General features: G+C 65.0%; 19 protein-coding genes. 7 read left to right on the top strand and 12 right to left on the bottom strand.

The window, feature by feature from the left end; translation table 11 throughout:
* Positions 1-17: 17 nt before the first annotated feature.
* Positions 18-272: a hypothetical protein gene (locus AC1RDJ_RS12245; RefSeq protein ID WP_071324942.1), complete on the bottom strand. Its 255-nt coding sequence runs from the start codon at positions 270-272 to the stop codon at positions 18-20.
* 142 nt (positions 273-414) lie between these two features.
* On the opposite strand from AC1RDJ_RS12245, the gene AC1RDJ_RS12240 reads away from it, so the two are divergent.
* Positions 415-714 (top strand): YciI family protein, encoded by a 300-nt coding sequence (locus AC1RDJ_RS12240; protein WP_493027577.1) that lies wholly within the window; start codon positions 415-417, stop codon positions 712-714.
* Between the two features lie 16 nt (positions 715-730).
* On the opposite strand, the gene AC1RDJ_RS12235 is transcribed toward AC1RDJ_RS12240, so the two are convergent.
* Together AC1RDJ_RS12235 and AC1RDJ_RS12230 are read right to left on the bottom strand one after the other, a co-directional pair.
* Positions 731-1,279 (bottom strand): Cif family virulence factor, encoded by a 549-nt coding sequence (locus tag AC1RDJ_RS12235; RefSeq protein ID WP_493027575.1) that lies wholly within the window; start codon positions 1,277-1,279, stop codon positions 731-733.
* Positions 1,280-1,408: 129 nt separating this feature from the next.
* Entirely contained in the window at positions 1,409-2,014 is a 606-nt protein-coding gene (locus tag AC1RDJ_RS12230; protein ID WP_493027574.1) for an FMN-dependent NADH-azoreductase, read from the bottom strand.
* 131 nt (positions 2,015-2,145) lie between these two features.
* Here AC1RDJ_RS12230 and AC1RDJ_RS12225 point away from each other — a divergent pair, with 131 nt between their 5' ends.
* Positions 2,146-3,060: a LysR family transcriptional regulator gene (locus AC1RDJ_RS12225; RefSeq protein WP_493027573.1), complete on the top strand. Its 915-nt coding sequence runs from the start codon at positions 2,146-2,148 to the stop codon at positions 3,058-3,060.
* Positions 3,061-3,110: 50 nt separating this feature from the next.
* Positions 3,111-3,338 (top strand): hypothetical protein, encoded by a 228-nt coding sequence (locus tag AC1RDJ_RS12220; protein ID WP_071324947.1) that lies wholly within the window; start codon positions 3,111-3,113, stop codon positions 3,336-3,338.
* Positions 3,339-3,357: 19 nt separating this feature from the next.
* Here AC1RDJ_RS12220 and AC1RDJ_RS12215 read toward each other — a convergent pair whose 3' ends face one another.
* The 6 genes from AC1RDJ_RS12215 to AC1RDJ_RS12190 form a co-directional block, all read right to left on the bottom strand.
* A complete protein-coding gene (locus AC1RDJ_RS12215) occupies positions 3,358-3,675 on the bottom strand; it encodes a chaperone modulator CbpM (protein ID WP_071324948.1) in 318 nt (105 codons plus the stop codon).
* Between the two features lie 3 nt (positions 3,676-3,678).
* Positions 3,679-4,599, bottom strand: a complete 921-nt coding sequence (locus AC1RDJ_RS12210; protein ID WP_071324949.1) for a DnaJ C-terminal domain-containing protein — start codon at positions 4,597-4,599, stop codon at positions 3,679-3,681.
* A 132-nt stretch (positions 4,600-4,731) separates the two neighbouring features.
* Positions 4,732-5,415 carry a beta/gamma crystallin family protein gene (locus AC1RDJ_RS12205; protein ID WP_071324950.1) on the bottom strand — a complete coding sequence of 228 codons (684 nt, stop codon included), beginning with the start codon at positions 5,413-5,415 and terminating at the stop codon, positions 4,732-4,734.
* Between the two features lie 160 nt (positions 5,416-5,575).
* Positions 5,576-6,574: a beta/gamma crystallin family protein gene (locus tag AC1RDJ_RS12200; protein WP_493027571.1), complete on the bottom strand. Its 999-nt coding sequence runs from the start codon at positions 6,572-6,574 to the stop codon at positions 5,576-5,578.
* Positions 6,575-6,664: 90 nt separating this feature from the next.
* A complete protein-coding gene (locus tag AC1RDJ_RS12195; RefSeq protein ID WP_493027570.1) occupies positions 6,665-6,982 on the bottom strand; it encodes a beta/gamma crystallin-related protein in 318 nt (105 codons plus the stop codon).
* A 176-nt stretch (positions 6,983-7,158) separates the two neighbouring features.
* Complete coding sequence (locus tag AC1RDJ_RS12190) at positions 7,159-7,830, bottom strand: beta/gamma-crystallin (RefSeq protein WP_493027569.1); 672 nt, start codon at positions 7,828-7,830, stop codon at positions 7,159-7,161.
* A 201-nt stretch (positions 7,831-8,031) separates the two neighbouring features.
* On the opposite strand from AC1RDJ_RS12190, the gene AC1RDJ_RS12185 reads away from it, so the two are divergent.
* From AC1RDJ_RS12185 to AC1RDJ_RS12175, 3 genes are all read left to right on the top strand, one after another.
* Positions 8,032-9,423 carry an MATE family efflux transporter gene (locus AC1RDJ_RS12185; RefSeq protein WP_493027568.1) on the top strand — a complete coding sequence of 464 codons (1,392 nt, stop codon included), beginning with the start codon at positions 8,032-8,034 and terminating at the stop codon, positions 9,421-9,423.
* Positions 9,424-9,444: 21 nt separating this feature from the next.
* Positions 9,445-10,284 carry a PhzF family phenazine biosynthesis protein gene (locus AC1RDJ_RS12180; RefSeq protein WP_289888503.1) on the top strand — a complete coding sequence of 280 codons (840 nt, stop codon included), beginning with the start codon at positions 9,445-9,447 and terminating at the stop codon, positions 10,282-10,284.
* 193 nt (positions 10,285-10,477) lie between these two features.
* Complete coding sequence (locus AC1RDJ_RS12175) at positions 10,478-12,688, top strand: S9 family peptidase (protein WP_493027567.1); 2,211 nt, start codon at positions 10,478-10,480, stop codon at positions 12,686-12,688.
* 73 nt (positions 12,689-12,761) lie between these two features.
* Here AC1RDJ_RS12175 and AC1RDJ_RS12170 read toward each other — a convergent pair whose 3' ends face one another.
* From AC1RDJ_RS12170 to AC1RDJ_RS12160, 3 genes are all read right to left on the bottom strand, one after another.
* Entirely contained in the window at positions 12,762-12,947 is a 186-nt protein-coding gene (locus AC1RDJ_RS12170) for a CsbD family protein (RefSeq protein ID WP_071324957.1), read from the bottom strand.
* A gap of 185 nt (positions 12,948-13,132) precedes the next feature.
* On the bottom strand, positions 13,133-13,774 hold the full coding sequence (locus AC1RDJ_RS12165) for a class I SAM-dependent methyltransferase (RefSeq protein ID WP_493027566.1): 642 nt from the start codon (positions 13,772-13,774) through the stop codon (positions 13,133-13,135).
* Between the two features lie 69 nt (positions 13,775-13,843).
* The gene (locus tag AC1RDJ_RS12160) at positions 13,844-15,928 is read right to left on the bottom strand and encodes a M13 family metallopeptidase (protein WP_493027565.1); all 2,085 of its coding nucleotides are present in this window, start codon (positions 15,926-15,928) and stop codon (positions 13,844-13,846) included.
* A 243-nt stretch (positions 15,929-16,171) separates the two neighbouring features.
* Here AC1RDJ_RS12160 and AC1RDJ_RS12155 point away from each other — a divergent pair, with 243 nt between their 5' ends.
* On the top strand, positions 16,172-16,468 hold the full coding sequence (locus AC1RDJ_RS12155) for a flagellar protein FliT (protein ID WP_493027564.1): 297 nt from the start codon (positions 16,172-16,174) through the stop codon (positions 16,466-16,468).
* Positions 16,469-16,524: the final 56 nt, after the last annotated feature.

Below are 16,524 nucleotides of genomic sequence, written 5' to 3'. Positions count from 1 at the left end.
AGCCAACTCAGGGATGGTCAGGGATGGAAGACATAACGGCGCCGGCGCCGCTCGACCAGCTTGATCGCCACTTCTCCCGCTTCGGCCACGGCGTCCGCTTCCGTTGTAAACTGGTGGTCGGCCGACACCCTGCGCTTTTTCACCAGGTTCACCCGGTGCATGGGGTTGCGCGAAGGGGCATAGATGGCGACATAGGCGCCCCATAGCTTGCAGCCCCGCAAGGGTTCCGCCGTGTAATTCACCTCATAAAAATCAACATACTTTATCGGCACGATGTACGCTCCAAAAATGACATGGCCGGACAGCTTGTCTCTACGGACTGACACGGTAAAAAGGTGGAAACCATGCGCTCGCGCCTGCTCGGGATACCCGATGCGGCTCCCTGTTTTTATCACGCGGCACAGGAGAAAATGAATGAACGACTACATCATCTTCATGCATGACGACACGGAAGCACCGATGGACGTGGCCACGTCCGCCTGGGAAGATTACTTCGCCATGCTCAGGGCCAGCGGCCGTTTCTGCGGCGGCAGCTCCATCGGGGCCGGTGTCTGCGTGCACCGCTCGGGCCAGGCCAAAGCGGTCACGCCACACTTGTCAGGCTATATACGTGTGCAAGCTGAAAGTATAGACGATGCAAAAAAATTATTGGTGGGCAACCCCGTACTGAACGGGGGTGGCACGGTGGAAATCCGCGAACTGCCGCGCGACTGACGCGGCATGGCTGCCCCTACTTCCCTGCCTCGGCGGCGGCATGCATGGACCAGACGACGCTAAGGATTTTCCACTGGCCGTCGCGCTTGACCATTTGCCACGCTTCGACGCCATAGTTGGACAATTTATCGCCGACGAGGAATTCATAGTCGAAGTTGACCCACGCCACATGGCGGTCCTGGGTGATCTTGACGTTGTAGAATTTTTCTTCCGTGCGCAGCGGTTCGCGCTTGATGAAATTGGCGAAAGCAACGTAGCCGGCCGCCCCGACGCCGTCGAAGTGGACATCCGTCGTGTCGCGCATTTTCTTGATGAAACCGTCGTCGGCCGGCGAGGCGAACAGGATGTTCGTATGCAGCATCAGCGACGACAGCAGCTTGACATCCTTGGCGATCAGCGCGGCCTGAAAGTCGGCGATGACTTTTTCGATGGCGCGGATATCCTCGGGGGTGGAAGCGACGCGGCCCACGTGGGGCGGCGGCGCCGCAGGTGCAGCTTGCGCCTGCGCAAATCCTGCCAGCAGCAGGGAACATCCGAACAGTACTGCACTTGCCAATTTGTGCATGGGGAACTTTCATGGCGAACCGCTCGCCGGGCTGGCACGGGGCGCGCCGCCGGCAAGCTTATGCCAAGCATGGCAAATTGGCAATCCCCTGGCGACCTAGTGCATGCGACCTAGCGCATGCGGCCTGCCTCAGGCGGCCAGGGCGGCGATCGAGGCGCGGCTCTTGGCGATCGCGCTGGCGACGGCTTGCTCGCCCATGGCCACGCCTTCGGCTTGCACGAACTCGATATCGGTGATGCCGATGAAGCCCAGCGCCGTGCGCAGATAGGTGCTCAGGTAGTCATACGCAGCGCCAGGGCCCTCGCTGTAGACGCCGCCGCTGGACGTGAAGATCACCGCCTTCTTGCCCGTGGCCAGGCCGACCGGCCCCGTCGCCGTGTACTGGAAGGTGCGGCCCGCGCGCGCCACGTGGTCGATCCACGCCTTCAGGGTCGATGGCACGGAAAAATTGTACATGGGCGCGGCCAGCACCAGCACGTCGGCGGCCAGCAATTCGTCGACCAGGGTGTCGGACACCTGCACGGTGGCCGCCGCCTGCGCGCTGCGCTGCTCGGGCGGCGTGAAGAAGGCGCCCATCATCTCTTCCGTCAGGTGCGGCACCGGTTGCGCGGCCAGGTCGCGCTCGACGATGGCATTGCCCTGCGCGGCCAGTTGCGCGACGAATTCGCCCGACAATTGACGCGACACGGAACCGCTGCTGCGCACGCTGCTATTGATGTGTAATACCTTGGCCATGAATCGCTCCTTCGAAAATGGATAATGGATGCCGCATCGCGGCGCTTGCCTACATCATAGTTCGGGTCTACCATCGATAAAACCGTGTAAATATAAATGATTAGCATCGAATTTTTGGATATGGAGTCACCATGAGAGAACCGGGCCAGCCTTCGCTCGACCAGTTGCGCGTGTTTGTCGCCGTCATCGACGCGGGCGGCTTCGCCCATGCGGCGCGCCAGCTGCACCGCACGCAATCGGTGATCAGCTACACCATCGCCAACCTGGAGGAACAGCTGAATGTGGTGCTGCTCGACCGCGGCAAGCGCAAGCCCACCCTGACGGACGCGGGCAAGACCCTGCTGGCCGACGCGCGCGCCGTGGCGCTGAAGGTCGACGCCATGCGCGCGCGCGCCAAGGCCCTGGCCGGCGGCCTGGAAGCGGAGGTGTCGGTGGTGGTCGACGTGATGTTCCCCACCTGCGTGCTGGTGCGCGTGCTCGAAGCGTTCCAGGCGCAGTTTCCCACGGTCGCCCTGCGCCTGCGCATCGAGGCCATGGGTGCCGTGGCGCAGCTGGTGATGGATGGCAGCTGCCACCTGGGCCTGGGCGGCTGGATGACGGCCACGGCCAGCGTCTTCGAGCGCCTGGCCGTGGGCCATGTGCGCCTGATCCCCGTAGCCGCGCCCAGCCACGCGCTGGCGCAGCTGGAAGGTCCGATTCCTTCCGCCGTGGCGCGCGAGCATGTGCAGCTGGTGCTCAGCGACCGCAGCGCGCTGACGGAAGGCCAGGATTTCGGCGTGCTGGGACTGCGCAACTGGCGCCTGGGCGACCTCGGTTCCAAGCACGCGCTGCTGCGCGCGGGCCTGGGCTGGGGCAACATGCCCGAAGCAATGGTGCGCGAAGACCTGGCAGCCGGGCGCCTGGTGCACCTGGCGCTGGCCGTCGACAAGGGCGAGAATTATCCGATTTACCTGATCCAGCGCGCCGACACGCCGCCGGGCCAGGCCGGCAAGTGGCTCACGGAGCGCTTTGCGGAACAGTTGCCGCTGCTGGAGCAGGTCTTTTAGAAGCGCGCAGGGACGGGTATCATGCCCCCATACATACACAAGGACTCACCATGGCCGGCATCGACGACTTCGTCAACAAACAACAACCTGGCGCGCGTTTCGTCATCACGGCGCAGATGCTGCGCATGACGCCGCAGCAGTTCGACAGCGTGGCGCAGGAATGGATGGAGGATGGCGGCCCCGGTTTCGACGTCGCCGGCATCCCGCACCGCGTCGTCATCGAGGGGCAGTTCTACATCTCCAGGATCACCGTGGCGCGCCACGCCGATCCTGAATAAGCGCTGGACAGGACATGGCTCAGGCCTGGTCGGCGCCCAGCACATGCAGGCGGCGCCGCAAACGCGCCACTTCCTCCGACAGATCGACCACCAGCGCGGCCAGTTCCGCATTCGCGTCGAACACGGATTCGATTTCGTGCAGGCGGCGCGCGCGCACCAGGTCCAGGCTGGTGAAGCGCCAGGCCGTCAGCTGCCCCGGCGGCGGGCCATTTTGCAGCAGCACGCCCGTCTGCACATGCTGCACCACCCAGTCCGGCTCCACGGCGCAGGCGCGCGCCAGTTCTTCCAGGCTCAGGGCGCGGTCTTCGAGCAGCTCGCCAATTACATTGTTTGCCATGATTTACCCTCCCAGCTTCTGGCGCGGATTGAAAGCCATCTCGCGCGCCATGGTTGCATACAGTTCCCGCGCCTTGTCGTCGTTCGCCGGCGGCAGCACCACTTCCAGCAGCAGGTACAGATCGCCCGGCTGGGCGGCAGGAATGCCGCGCCCCTTCAGGCGCAGCTTGCGCCCCGTCTGCGAATTGGGCGGCACGGTGACGGCCACCGTGCCGGACGGCGTGGGCACGGCAATTTCGCCGCCCAGCGCCGCCTCCCATGGCGTGACGGGCACCGTTTCGAACACGTCGCGCCCTTCCACCTTGTAGCGGGCGTCGGGCTGGAAGCGGATCTCCAGGTACAGGTCGCCGGCCGGCGCGCCGCCGCTGCCAGGATGGCCCTGGCCCTTCATGCGCAGCTGCTGGCCTTCCGTGACGCCTTTCGGTATCGTCACTTCCAGGGTGCGCTCGCGCGTCACCACGTGGCCCTGGGCATCCGCCTCGGGCACGCGCATGACGATGTGGCGCTTGGCGCCCTGGTAGCTGTCCTGCAAATCGATGGTGATGGCGGCGTGGCTGTCCTCGCCCTGCATCTGGAAGGTGCTGTTGGCGCGGCGCCGCCCGCCCACGTGGGCGAACAGGTCGGCAAAGAAGTCGCTGTCGTCGGCGCCTGACGATTCGTAGCCCGAGCCCCAGTCCGGCGGTGGCCGGAAAGGCTGGCCCTGCGCCCCCTGGTTGCGGCCCAACTCATCGTAGGCGGCGCGCTTCTCCGCGTCGCCCAGCACGCCGTACGCTTCGTTCAGGGCCTTGGTGCGCTGGTCGGCGTCCGGCTCCTTGCTGACGTCGGGATGGTATTTGCGCACCAGCTTGCGGTACGCCTTCTTGATGTCGGCCTCGGTCGCCGTCTTCTCGACGCCAAGCTCCTTGTAGTAATCCTTGTATTCCACCGTGCCTGCTCCCCATGGTTGAACCGCCTGTGGGAAGAGTACACGAATTGGCCGCAAGGCAGCGTGCGCACAATACAACAGCGCCCGCGGGACCTGGGTCGCGCGGGCGCTGCAAGCGAAGACCGCAGACGCCTAGCGCACGCGGCGCAGCGAGGAAATGCGGCGGTCGAGGCCACCGTGCAGGCGGCCGTAGCTGCCCGGCCCCATCACCACGCAGCGGCCGCGGAAGTTGGCGTCGACGCAGAATTCCCAGCGGCCGTAATTGACGACGATCGATTCGGCGCGGTCATTGAAGCCATAGCGGCTCAAGTCGTGCACCTCGCGGTCCAGGCGCACGGGCCGGCCGCGCATGCCGGCATCGGGAAACAGCAGCACGGCGCCATTCGCCTCGGGACGGTGGCCGCCGCCATGGCCATGGCCAGGGTACGGGCGTTCCGGCTCCGGATACGGGCGGTTCGGCCGCGGTGGATACGGACGGTGGTGGTCGCCGCCATGGCCCGGACGGCCCGCTTCGCGCACCGAGGAGATGGCGTCGTTCATGCCGGGCATGCTGCTGTAGCGGCCAGGTCCCAGGGTGCGGCAGTTGCCGCGGTAATTGGCGTCCTTGCACACCTCCCAGGTACCCGAGCGCACGATGATGCTGGAGGTCTTGTCGTTAAAGCCCATGCGCGACAGGTCGCCCGCGTCGGAACGCAGGGTGACGGGGCGGCCACGGAAACCGGCATCCTCGAACAGGGTGATTTCGCCCGCCGATGCGGCCAGCGGGGCAAGGAAAGTGGCGGCGCACAACAGCGCGGGACGGATAGATCGAACCATGACAACTCCAATACAGATTACATTTTCGCCAGTGTAGACCAGGCGGCAGGCGGCGAGTGTAACAAAGGGCAAGCAAATGTCAGCACACGGCTGGGAATGTAAAAACCGCCTGGCGGAATGCTTCCGGCAGGCGGTTCGGGCATACGCCGCGCAATCGCGCCTAACGCACGCGGCGCAGCGACGATATCTTGTTGTCCAGCGCATTGAGCCCGCCATACTCGCCCGGCCCGATGACTTCGCAGCGGCCGCGGAAGTTGGCGTCGCTGCACACTTCCCACTGGCCGTCGTTGACGACGATGGAACCGGCGCGGTCGTTGAAGTTGTAGCGCACCAGGTCTTCCGCGCTGCGGTCCAGCGCCAGCGGCTCGCCGCGCATGCCCGCATCAGGGAACAGCAGGATGGCGCCGCGCTGCGGGTACTGCTGCTGCGGATACTGCGAATATGGCTGCTCGTAGCGCGGCCGCTGGTACGGATTCTCGTACTGCTGCTGGCGGCGCGCTTCGCGCTCGTCGACCATGCGTGCCGACGACACTCTTCCATCGAGCCCGCGTCCCAGGTCGTCGTGGCGGCCAGGGCCGAACACGCGGCAGGTGCCGTTGTAGTTCGAATCGCTGCACAACTGCCAGTAGCCGTTGTAGATGACGATGCTACTGGTGCGGTCATTGAAGCCGATGTCGACGAAATCGTCGGTGTCGCGGTTCAGGCGCGCCGAGCCGCCATTCTGGCCCGCGCCCGAATACAGTTCCAGGGTCGAACCGCGGCCATAGCCGCCATGTCCGCCATTGCCACGGTCGGGATCGCGTCCCGGGCGCCCCGGATTGTAGTCATTGCCGCGCACCGTTTCGCGCACCGAGGTGATGGCGTCGTTCATGCCCGGTAACGAGCGGTATTCGCCTGGCCCCAAGGTACGGCAATTGCCGCGAAATCCGGAGTCCGTGCACACTTCCCAGGTACCTGAACGTACCATGATGCTCGACGCCTTGTCATTGAAACCCTGGGGTGTCAGATTGTCCGACGTTTCGCGCAGGGTCACGGAGCGGCCACGGAAATTATCGTCCTCGAACAGAGTGATTTCACCCGCATGGGCGGCGGCATGCGCCCCCAGGGAGAGCAGCAAGGTCGCGGCGCTTGCCAGCGCGTGTTTGAAAGGGCCCTTCATGATTCACTCCATTCTTCATTCTTTATTGATGATACACCTGGCCATTGCGCCAGGATGCCATTGTAACAAGTGCCAGGCCGCGCGAAAAACTCAGTACGGCCGACGCAGCGAGGAAATGCGCTTGTCGAGCGCCGCGTTCAACACTTCATACCTGCCTGCCCCCATGCGCTCGCAAGTGCCGTAGAACTGCGAATCCGTGCACACTTCCCAGCTATCCGAGTCGACCTTGATGCTCGAAACGGCGTCATTGAAACTGACGCGCCACAGGTCATCTGTCGTGTCGCGCAAGACCACCACCCGCCCCTTGAAATTATCGTCGGTGTACAGGCTGATTTCGCCGGCCTGCGCCACGAGGTGGACAAACACCGAACTGGCACACAGCGGGGCAAAGGCGAACGGACGATGCATGGAGCGGTCTCCGGCGGCGAAAGGTGGATGATCTGCATGACAACTGATGTCAGTGTAGCCACCCACAGAAAAAACGGTGTAACAAAGTATGCGAAAAGCACAATAATTTGTTACCAAAAGCAATAACCGGCCTCCGCAGGGCCGGTTATTGCGCATTTCCGTTACCGGGACGTGATTCAGCGCACTTCGCGCACCGAGGAAATGCGGTTGCTCAGGCGCTCCAGGCTCGCGTATTCGCCGGGCGCGAGCGTGCGGCAGCGGCCACGGAAACCGGCGTCCTCGCACACTTCCCAATAGCCCGAGCGCACGCGCACGCTTTGCACGGTGTCGTTGAAATCGCGCTCGCGCAAGTCGGCCGAGCCATTGCGCACGGTCAGGCTGCGGCCGGCGAAATCGTCGCGCGTATAGAAGGTCAGTTCGCCGCCCAGGGCCCGCCCCGGCAGATGGCCGTGCTCGCGCTCCCGGTCGCGTTCCCAGCGGCGGTCCCGATCCCAGTCACGATCCCGGTCGCGCCCCGGATGGCCATCCCAGCCGCCGCGCACTTCGCGCAGCGACGTGATCTTGTTGGCGCGACCATCGAGCGACGGATACTCGCCCGCCTCGAGCAGGAAGCACGCGCCGCGGAAATCGGCTTCCTCGCACGCTTCCCAGCGGCCCGAGCGCACGCGGATGCTTTGCGTCGTATCGTTGAAACGGACGTCTTCCAGGTCGGCGACGGCGTCGCGCACGGTCTGCGAGCGGCCGTGGAAGTCGTCGCGCGAATACAGGGTCAGTTCGGCGGCGCCGGCGAATTCTGCCGTCATGGCGGCGCCCAGCAGCAGGGCGCACCTCAGGGTGTTCTTCAACATGGTCATGCTCCATAGTCAGGGTGATGCGGTTTGACTATTTGGTCATCTTGCCAAATAGAGCACGCAGTCTAGCCGCGACTGGCCGTCTTAGCTGTAACAAATGATTACCGCGCGGCGCGCCCTTCCCCGCCGGCCGCGTGGCAAAAGGACAAGCGCGGCGAACTTCAGTAGAATCTTGTGTTTAGTCAAGCTCGCGTCCCCATGCCCCACACTACCTCGTTCACCCTGCCCGCCGTCCGTACCGAAGTCTCGTCGCTGTGGAAGCTGGCCTGGCCCATCCTGATCGGCCAGCTGGCCACCGTCGGCATGGGCGCGGCCGACGTCGCCATGACGGGCCACACGAATCCCGAGGAGCTGGCCGCCGTCTCGCTGGGCGCGGCCATCTGGTCCATCGTGCTGGTGACGGTGAGCGGCATCATGATGGCGATCAATACGCTGGTGGCGCATGAAATCGGCGCCGCGCGCCACGACAGGGTGCCGCACATCGTGCGCCAGTCGCTGTGGAAGGCGCTGCTCGTCGGCCTGGTGGCCTGTTTGCTGACGAACATGGCGGCGCCGGTGTTCGACCACCTGATGCTGGAACCGGCCGTGGCGGCCAAGGCCAAGCTGTTCGTGCACATCATCAGCTGCGCGCTGCCACCGTTCGCCGCCTACCGCGCGCTGTACGGCTACAGCACCAGCATCAACCAGACCAAGCCCGTGATGGTCATCGCGCTGGCCGCGCTGGGGCTGAACATCCTCGTCAACTACCTGCTGATCTACGGCCACTGGGGCATGCCGAAGATGGGCGGCGTCGGCTGCGCCGTGGCCACCACATGCTGCGTGTGGATGATGCTGCTGGCCATGCTGGCCTGGATCAAGATCGCGCCCGCCTACCGTGCCACGTATCCGTTCACGCACTGGGAATGGCCGCAGCTGTCGTCGATCGGTCCCATGCTGCGCCTGGGCCTGCCCATCGGCGTGACCTACTTTGCCGAGGTGAGCGCGTTTGGCGTCATCAGCCTGCTGGTGGCGCGCTTCGGCGTGATCCAGGTGTCGGCGCACCAGATCGCCCTCAATTTCTCGTCCGTCGTCTTCATGGTGCCGCTCACCTTCGGCATCGCGCTGGTGACGCGCGTGGGCCACGCCGTGGGCGAAGCCAATCTGCGCAAGGCCCGCTTCATTTCGTGGGTGGGCGTGGCCATGTCGCTGACGGCGGCCATCGTTTCGGCATCGGTCATCACCGTCTTCCGCCACCAGATCGCGCAAGCCTACACGTCCGACCCGCAGGTGCAGGCGCTGTGCGCGCAGCTGCTGCTGTTCGCCGCCCTGTTCCAGCTGTCCGACGCCACGCAGGTGGCCACCTCGTGCGCGATCCGCGGCTACAAGGTGACGCGCCAGCCGATGCTGATCCAGCTGCTGGCCTTCTGGGGCTTCTCGCTGCCGATCGGCTACGTGCTGGGACTGGCGCCGGCCGGCTTCATCTGGTCGCCGGCCGAGCCGATGGCCGCCGCCGGCTTCTGGATCGGCCTCGTCACGGGCCTGACGGTGGCCGCCGTGCTGCTGACCTGGTATCTGAACCGCCTGTCGCTGCAGCGCCTGCGCGAGGCCTGACACCCCGACGAGGAAGCCGCCATGCCGCAACAACGCCCCTTCAGGCAAGTCGATGTCTTCAGCAGCGTGCCGTTCATGGGCAATCCGCTGGCGGTGGTGCTCGACGCAAATGGCCTGGACGACGCGCAGATGCAGGCCATCGCGCGCTGGACGGGCCTGTCGGAAACCACCTTCGTGCTGGCGCCGCGCGATCCCGCCGCCGATTACCGCGTGCGGATCTTTTCGCCCGAGACGGAGTTCCCGTTCGCCGGCCATCCGACCCTGGGCACGGCGCACGCCCTGCTCGATGCGGGCCTGCAGCCCAAGGGCGCGCGCATCGTGCAGGAATGCGGCGTCGGCCTGGTGCAGGTGGAGCGCGGCGCCGGCGGCGTGCTGGCGTTCCAGGCACCGCCATGCGCCATGCGCGCGCTCGACCCCACGCTGCTGCCGCTGCTGCAGGCGGCGCTGGACGGCGCCCCGGCCCCTTCCGGCTGCGTCGCCGAGATGGGCATCCGCTGGCTGTGCGTGCCGCTGGCCAGCGCCGCCGCCTGCCTGGCCGTACGCGCCGACATCACGGCACTGACAGCATTGCTGGCCGCCTCCCGGGCCGACGGCCTGGCGCTGTACGGCCCGCACGACGCGGGCGGAGCGGCCGATTACGAAGTGCGCGCGCTGCTCAGCGAACACGGCGCGCTGGTGGAAGACCCCGTCACGGGCAGCGCCAACGCCTGCATCGCGCAGCTGCTGGCAGGCGCCGACTACACCGTGCGCCAGGGTACCTGCCTGCAACGCGACGGCCGCGTGTCCGTCCGTTTCCGCGATGGCCAGGCGTGGATAGGCGGCGCCTGCCTGACCGTGGTCGCAGGGTCGATATTGGCCTGAACCAGGCAAAGCGCCATCGAATGGGCGGCTATCGGATATTTCCAACGAAGGAAATACGGCCAGCACGCCCATATTCCGTGGCCAGTGCTATCGCATAAACAGGCACGCTCTGGTATCGTCTTACGCTTAGGCAACGCTCACGCTCGCCTGTTTGCATGCAGTGCCATTCATTCCTCCAACTACCGAGACATCCATGCGTTTTATTCTTTGTTTTCTGGCCGCGATGGCCAGCGTTCCCGCATCGGCAGACAAGCTGACCCTGGAACGCATCCACGCCGACCCGGCGCTGGCCGGCCCCGGCGTGCGCAACCTGAAGGTCTCGCCCGACGGTGAACGCGTCACGTTCCTGCGCGGCCGCGCAGACAACCAGTTCCAGCTCGACCTGTGGGAATTCAAGCTGAAAGACAAGAGCACGCACCGCCTGGTCGATTCCAAGGCGCTGGTGCCGAATGAAACCATCTCGCCCGAAGAGCAGGCGCGCCGAGAGCGCGAGCGCACGGCCAGCCTGAACGGCATTCTCAGCTACAGCTGGTCGCCCGATGGCAAGCAGCTGCTGGTGCCGCTGGCAGGCAATCTGTACCTGGTCGACGCGGCCCATCCCGAGAAGGCGCGCCTGGTCGCCAAGGGCAATGTGCTCGACCCGAAAATCTCGCCGAAAGGCCGCTATGTGTCGTTCGTGCGCGACCAGAACATCTATGTCATCGACCTGAAGTCCGGCAAGGAACGCCAGCTGACGACCGACGGCAAGGGCACGATCCGCAATGGCGAAGCCGAATTCGTGGCGCAGGAAGAAATGGGCCAGCGCACCGGCTACTACTGGGCCCCCGACGATTCCGCCATCGCCTACAAACGCTATGACGAAGCGCCCGTGCCCGTGGTGCGCCGCTTCGAAATCTTCGCCGACCGCACCGACGTCGTGGAGCAGCGCTACCCTGCCGCCGGCGACCCGAACGTGCTGGTGCAGCTGCTGATCGTCTCGCCGGAAACGGGCGTGCAGCGCCAGGTGAATCTGGGCACGAACCCGGACATCTACCTGGTGCGCGCCGACTGGAGCGCGGACAGCAAGTCGCTCGTGTACCAGCGCCAGTCGCGCGACCAGAAGACGCTGGACCTGGTCGCCGTCGACGCGGCCACCCTGGCGCAGCGCACGCTGCTGACGGAAACGGCGAAGACCTGGGTCAGCATCCATGACGACCTGCACTTCCTGGACAACGGCAAATTCCTGTGGTCGTCCGAGCGCACGGGCCGCAATCACCTGTACCTGTACGACATGGGCGGCAAGCTGCTGCACCCGGTGACCTCGGGCGAATGGGGCATCGACAGCGTGCTGGCCGTGAATGAAAAAACCGGCAAAGTCTATGTGTCGTCGAACCGCGACGCGGTGATCGACAAGCAGACCTACGCGCTGGCCCTGGACGGCAGCACGGCCGACAAGCCGCAGCGCGTGACGAAAGCGGACGGCTGGCACGACACGAAGTTCTCGCACAATGGCGAAGTCTTCGTCGACACCTATTCCGACCCGGCCACGCCGCCGCAGGTGAGCATCCGCCGCCCGGACGGCGCCATGGTGGGCTGGCTGGAAGAAAACGCGCTCAACGCCAGCCACCCGTACGCGAAATACAAGGCCGACCACCTGCCGACCGAATACGGCACCCTGAAAGCCAACGATGGCCAGACCCTGTACTACTCGCTGCTCAAGCCATCGAACTTCGACGCCACGAAACGCTACCCGGTCTTCCTGTCGACGTATGGCGGCCCGCACTCGCAGCACGTGGCGCGCCGCTGGGGCAACAACTTCGACCAGTACATGGCGCAGCAGGGCTTTGTCGTCTTCCGTCTCGATAACCGCGGCTCGTCGCGCCGCGAACGCGCGTTCACGGACGCCATTTATCACAACCTGGGCGAAGCGGAAGTGGCGGACCAGCTGGTGGGCATCGACTGGCTGGGCAAGCAAAGCTTCGTCGACCCGAAACGCATCGGCGTGTTCGGCTGGAGCTATGGCGGTTTCATGACCCTGCGCCTGCTGTCGGCCGCCTCCGACAAGATCGCCATGGGCGTCTCGGTGGCGCCCGTCACCGACTGGGCCCTGTATGACACCCACTACACGGAACAATTCCTCGGCATGCCGAAGGAAAACGTGGATGGCTACAAGAAGAGCACCGTGTTTGCCCACCTCGATGGCCTGAAGTCGCCGCTGCTGCTGGTGCACGGCATGGCCGACGACAATGTGCTGTTCTCGAACAGCACGCGCCTGATCGACGCGCTGGTGAACCGCGGCGTGCAGTTCGACCTGATGACGTATCCGGGCGCCAAGCACGGCATCTCGTCGCGCGCCGGCCAGCGCCACGTGTACAAGAAGATCGAAACCTTCTTCAAGCAAAACCTGGCCAATCCGGCGCAATAGCTTTCAGCCGCAGCAAATAAAAACCGCCGCCTGTCTCGCGACAGGCGGCGGTTTTTTTATGCCGGAGCAAAAGTTATGGCTTGCGCGTGACGGTTTCCACCGCCTCTTTCACATCGCCCACCTTCTTCTGCACTTTGCCTTCGACCTGGTTTGCCAGACCCTTGGCTTGCTGTTCTTCGCTGCCGACGACCTTGCCAGCGGCTTCCTGGATTTTACCGCCGACTTCCTTCAGTTTACCTTCGACTTGATCTTTGTTCATGATGGATCCTCACTGTAGTTGGTACCTCTGTGGTCCGGCGCCCGAGGCGCCGGTACTGCGGCTCACACGCTGCTGGAAGCGGCTTGCGCTGCTTGCTGCGTGTCGATGTGTCCATACTACCCTCGAGGTTGCAAAAACTATGTACGGTTCCTAACACATGCCCAAAATCAGTCAATTGAGCGAAATCAGCCCGCTTTGCGCCACACGGTGGCCAGCCACGGCTGCTGCGCGCGCGGCAAGCCCGGTGGACGGTAGTACTGCTCGACCAGGCTGAAACCGGCCGCCTGCACATACGCTGCCCACGCCTCTTCGTCATGGTAGCTGCCATAGCGGGCGCCGTTCCAGCCTTCCTGGTTTTGCCCGCGCGGATTTGAGCTGAACAGCACGCCCCCCGGTTTCAGGCACGCGTGCAGGGCGCGCAGCACGCCAAGCAAGGCGGCGCTGGGCACGTGGAACAGCACGGCATTGGCGAACACGCCGTCGAAGTGCGCGGCCGGCAGGTCGAGGTCGACGAAATCCTGCTGCCACACGGTGCAGCCGCTGTAGGCGCGCGCCATCTCGACGAAGCGGGGGCAGCCATCGACGCCCGTGGCATGGTGACCCAGGGCCGTGAACGCCTTCAGGTCGCGGCCAGGGCCGCAGCCGAGGTCGAGAATCGCCAGGGGCGCGGGCTGGCCGATGGCGTCCAGCAGCGCATGGATGTTCTGGCTGACGTCGTGGTCGCGCGTGCCTTCGAAAAACTGCTCGGCGCTGGCATCGTAATGGGCCAGGGTACGGCCGGTGATGGCGTGGATAGGGTCTTGCTGCTCTTGCGGGGTCGGCTTCATGGCGCTCCTGTCATCGATGGGCGCATTTTACGCTGCCGGCCGCTTCGCCGGCCGGCAGCACCAGCCCACTTACCAGACGCGCACGCGCTGCTCGGGCGCCAGGTACAGCTGCTGCCCCGGCTGCACGTCGAAGACCGGATACCAGGCGTCGAGGTTGCGCACGGTGGCAGCGCGGTATTGCGCCGGCGCGTGGCCATCGGTGAGGATTTGCTGGCGCGCCGCCGCCTCGCGCGCCTTGCTGCGCCAGCTGACGCCATAGCCCGTGAAGAACGCCCGTTCCGCTCCCGGCTGCGCCGCCTTGCCCTGCTGCGACAGGGTGAACGCGTCATAGGCGGCCGCCACGCCGGCCAGGTCGGCCAGGTTTTCGCTGAGGGTCAGCTGGCCATTCACGGCCAGGTCGGGAAATGGCCGGTAAGCCGAGAACTGCGCCGCCAGCTGTCCGGCAGCCGTCTTGAAATGCGCGAGGTCGGCCGGCGTCCACCAGTCGCGCAACTTGCCCTGGGCATCGAACTGCGCGCCCTGGTCGTCGAAGCTGTGGCTGATCTCGTGGCCGATGGTGGCGCCGATGCCGCCGTAGTTGGCCGCATCGGATGCTTGCGGATCGAAGAACGGCGGCTGCAGGATGGCGGCCGGGAAGTTCAGCGCATTTTGCAGCGGCAGGTTGACGGCGTTGACCAGCTGCGCCGGCATGGCCCAGGCCTTGCGGTCGACGGGCTGGCCCAGCTTGGCCAATTGCTGCTGGTAATGGAACTGTTCCGCGCGCTGCGCATTGCCCAGCGCATCGCCGCGCACGACGCGCAAGCCCGCATAGCTGGCCCAGCGCTCCGGGTAGCCAACGCCCACATACAGGGTCTTGAGCTTTTCCTGCGCCTGCACCCTGGTTTCCGGCGCCATCCAGTCCAGCTTGTCGATGCGGCGCGAGAAGGCGGCGACGATATTGGCCACCATGTCCTGCACGCGCGCCTTCGATTCGGGCGGGAAATAGCGCTCCACGTACAGCTTGCCGACGGCGTCGCTGAGGGCGCCGTTCGTCGCGGCCAGCGCGCGCTTGCTGCGCGGCGACTGCTGCGGCGTGCCGCTCAGCGCGCTGCCATAAAAGGCGAAACGCTGGTCGGCGGCGGCCTTGGGCAAGGTCGCGCCAAAGTGGTTGATCGCGTGAAAGGCAAGGAAATCCTTCCAGGTGGCCAGCGGCACGCTCGCCACCAGCGCGGCGCTGCCCGTCATGGCCGACGGATGCCAGACGATGAAGTCCTTCTGCGCCCCCAGGCCGGCCGCCTGGAAGAAGGCTTTCCAGTCCAGTCCCGGCGCCTTGCTGGCGAAATCCCCGGCGCGCCAGGCATTGTTGCCCTTGGCAACGTCGGCCGACTCTTCGCGGCTGGCGTGACTCGCGGCAATTTGTTGTTCCAGCGCAAACACGCGCGCCGCGCGACCCTGCGCATCGCCGTAGCCTGCCAGTTGCAGCATGGCGGCGATATGCGCCTGGTAGCTGCCGCGCAAGCCCTGCATGCGCGCGCTGTCGGTCGCATAATAGGCGCGGTCGGGCATGCCCAGGCCCCCTTGCAGCAGGTAAGCCACGTTGCGCGTCGGGTCGTTCAAGTCTTGCGCCACCCACAGGCCGAACAGGTTTTCCGTATAAAAATTGGTGGAATTGAGCGGGTCGACATCGGCGCGCAAGCTCTCGCCCAGCGCCCGCGCCAGGCCCGCCTGGTCGCGCACGGCGTCGATCTTTTTCAGCAGCGGCTTGAGCGGCGCCCAGCCTTTCGCCTCGATGGCGGCCTCGTCCATATAGGAGCGGTAGAAATCGCTGACCTGGCGCGCTTCCGCGCTGCCGCCCTGGCGTGCCTGCAAGCCTTCGACGAGGGCGATGATGCGCTGGTTGGTTTCATCGGCGAGGATGGCGAACGAGCCCCAGCTGGCGCGGTCGTCCGGAATGGCCGTGGCGCGCATCCAGTCGCCATTGACGTAGTCATAAAAATCGTCGCCGGGCAAGACGGCCGTGGGCGCCGCCTTCGCGGCGGCGGGACTGGCGGCCGCCTCCTGTCCATGCGCGTGGACGGCGCCGCCAGCCAGGGCGATGCCGGACAGGGCCAGCGCCATGGCGCGCTTGCGCCAGGAACCGGGAAAAGAGGGAACGGCAGCAGTGACAACGCGCATGGTGATCCTTTCAGGCAAAGTGACGACAGTAGTGTGCAAAATCATAACGCGTTTCGACGCGCCAGAACACCCTGCCCTGTCACCGCGACGCCAGCAGGCATGCGGCCTGGCGGGCGATGGCGGCCTCCCCCTGCCCTCTTTGGAAATTATTTTCACTTTTTTTCAAAAAAACCCTCAAGTTCCCGTTCAGGCCGCCGTTAATCTAGGCAAGCGGTAATCCATTCACTAGTTACGGGTGTGCTCATGACCTCCAACGACATTCTCTCGATGTATGAAAATATTGCAGGACTGACCAATCAAATGGTCGTGGCCGCACGTTCGAGCGACTGGGATGGCTTGAATACCCTGGAAAACCAGTGCGCCAGCGCAGCCAGCACGGCCATGACGGGCAGCGTGCCTGCCCTCGCCGGCACTTCGCGCATGCGCAAGATCGACTTGCTGAAGCAAATCCTGGCCAACGACCGCGAAATCCGCACCATCACGGAACCATGGATGACGCAGCTGGCCAGCGTGATGCCGGCATCGCGCGCGCACATGTAAGGCAGGAGCGACATCCCGATATCGAAAAAGCACCTGCGGGTGCTTTTTTTACGTCC

It is taken from the genome of Janthinobacterium sp. GW822-FHT07H10 (genome assembly GCF_058798675.1).
This window is presented reverse-complemented; position numbering and strand designations above follow the sequence as displayed.

Coding starts and splice junctions, on each gene's coding strand:
- AC1RDJ_RS12240 (WP_493027577.1), top strand. CDS start 415: ATGAACGACTACATCATCTTCATGCATGACGACACGGAAGCACCGATG.
- AC1RDJ_RS12235 (WP_493027575.1), bottom strand. CDS start 1,279: ATGCACAAATTGGCAAGTGCAGTACTGTTCGGATGTTCCCTGCTGCTG.
- AC1RDJ_RS12230 (WP_493027574.1), bottom strand. CDS start 2,014: ATGGCCAAGGTATTACACATCAATAGCAGCGTGCGCAGCAGCGGTTCC.
- AC1RDJ_RS12225 (WP_493027573.1), top strand. CDS start 2,146: ATGAGAGAACCGGGCCAGCCTTCGCTCGACCAGTTGCGCGTGTTTGTC.
- AC1RDJ_RS12220 (WP_071324947.1), top strand. CDS start 3,111: ATGGCCGGCATCGACGACTTCGTCAACAAACAACAACCTGGCGCGCGT.
- AC1RDJ_RS12215 (WP_071324948.1), bottom strand. CDS start 3,675: ATGGCAAACAATGTAATTGGCGAGCTGCTCGAAGACCGCGCCCTGAGC.
- AC1RDJ_RS12205 (WP_071324950.1), bottom strand. CDS start 5,415: ATGGTTCGATCTATCCGTCCCGCGCTGTTGTGCGCCGCCACTTTCCTT.
- AC1RDJ_RS12200 (WP_493027571.1), bottom strand. CDS start 6,574: ATGAAGGGCCCTTTCAAACACGCGCTGGCAAGCGCCGCGACCTTGCTG.
- AC1RDJ_RS12195 (WP_493027570.1), bottom strand. CDS start 6,982: ATGCATCGTCCGTTCGCCTTTGCCCCGCTGTGTGCCAGTTCGGTGTTT.
- AC1RDJ_RS12190 (WP_493027569.1), bottom strand. CDS start 7,830: ATGTTGAAGAACACCCTGAGGTGCGCCCTGCTGCTGGGCGCCGCCATG.
- AC1RDJ_RS12185 (WP_493027568.1), top strand. CDS start 8,032: ATGCCCCACACTACCTCGTTCACCCTGCCCGCCGTCCGTACCGAAGTC.
- AC1RDJ_RS12180 (WP_289888503.1), top strand. CDS start 9,445: ATGCCGCAACAACGCCCCTTCAGGCAAGTCGATGTCTTCAGCAGCGTG.
- AC1RDJ_RS12175 (WP_493027567.1), top strand. CDS start 10,478: ATGCGTTTTATTCTTTGTTTTCTGGCCGCGATGGCCAGCGTTCCCGCA.
- AC1RDJ_RS12170 (WP_071324957.1), bottom strand. CDS start 12,947: ATGAACAAAGATCAAGTCGAAGGTAAACTGAAGGAAGTCGGCGGTAAA.
- AC1RDJ_RS12165 (WP_493027566.1), bottom strand. CDS start 13,774: ATGAAGCCGACCCCGCAAGAGCAGCAAGACCCTATCCACGCCATCACC.
- AC1RDJ_RS12160 (WP_493027565.1), bottom strand. CDS start 15,928: ATGCGCGTTGTCACTGCTGCCGTTCCCTCTTTTCCCGGTTCCTGGCGC.
- AC1RDJ_RS12155 (WP_493027564.1), top strand. CDS start 16,172: ATGACCTCCAACGACATTCTCTCGATGTATGAAAATATTGCAGGACTG.